2 protein-coding genes are annotated in these 914 nt (G+C 77.2%); both read left to right on the top strand.

Annotated elements, in window-relative coordinates; all coding sequences use genetic code 11:
- The coding region (locus K6I33_RS35320) for a sensor histidine kinase (protein WP_229358872.1) at positions 1–410 on the top strand (410 nt) is incomplete at its 5' end.
- The coding region (locus K6I33_RS35325) for a response regulator transcription factor (RefSeq protein WP_229358873.1) at positions 407–914 on the top strand (508 nt) is incomplete at its 3' end. The genes K6I33_RS35320 and K6I33_RS35325, both read left to right, overlap by 4 nt.

Raw genomic sequence — 914 nt, forward strand, 5'->3', positions numbered from 1 at the left:
CGCCCGCCGGCCCCTGCGACCTGCGGGCGCTGCTCGCCTCCCGGGCGGGCGCCGCCGTCACCTTCTCGGGGCCCGGGACGCCCGTCCTGCTGGAGTCGGCCGAGGCGGCGGAGCTGGCGGCCGCTGTCAGCGCCGCCCTGGACAATGTCGTCCAGCACGCCGGAACGGGCGCGCGGGCCTGGATCCTGCTGGAGGACGAGCCGGACGAGGTGATCGTCACCGTGCGGGACGACGGCCCGGGCATCCCCGAGGGACGGCTGGCGGCCGCCGAGCGGGAGGGACGCATGGGCGTCGCCCTGTCCATCCGCGGCCGGCTGCGGGACCTCGGCGGCACCGCCGAGCTGCTCTCGGTGCCCGGACAGGGCACCGAGGTCGAGATGAGGGTTCCACGGGGGAGCGAGAAGCGATGACGACGGAGACGGACGTGACGGGCGTGACGGGTGCGACGACGGCGGACGCCGTGAAGGTCATGGTGGTCGACGACCACCCCATGTGGCGCGACGCCGTCGCCCGCGACCTGGCCGCCGCCGGGTACGACGTGGTGGCCACCGCCGGCGACGGCCCCCAGGCGGTGCGCCGGGCCCGGGCCGCCCTCCCCGACGTCCTGGTCCTCGACCTCAACCTGCCCGGGCTGCCCGGCGCGGCCGTCTGCAAGCAGCTGGTGGCGGACCGGCCGGAGCTGCGCGTCCTGGTGCTCTCCGCGAGCGGCGAGCACGCCGACGTCCTGGAGGCCGTCAAGTCCGGCGCCACCGGCTATCTGCTGAAGTCGGCCAGCACGGAGGAGCTCCTGGATGCCGTCCGCCGCACGGCCGCGGGCGACCCCGTCTTCACCCCGGGCCTGGCCGGGCTGGTCCTCGGCGAGTACCGCAGGCTGGCCGCCGACCCCGCCCCCGCCGCCCCCGACGAGCCCGGGG

The sequence above is a fragment of the Streptomyces sp. UNOB3_S3 genome (assembly GCF_020740895.1).
Classification (GTDB): domain Bacteria; phylum Actinomycetota; class Actinomycetes; order Streptomycetales; family Streptomycetaceae; genus Streptomyces.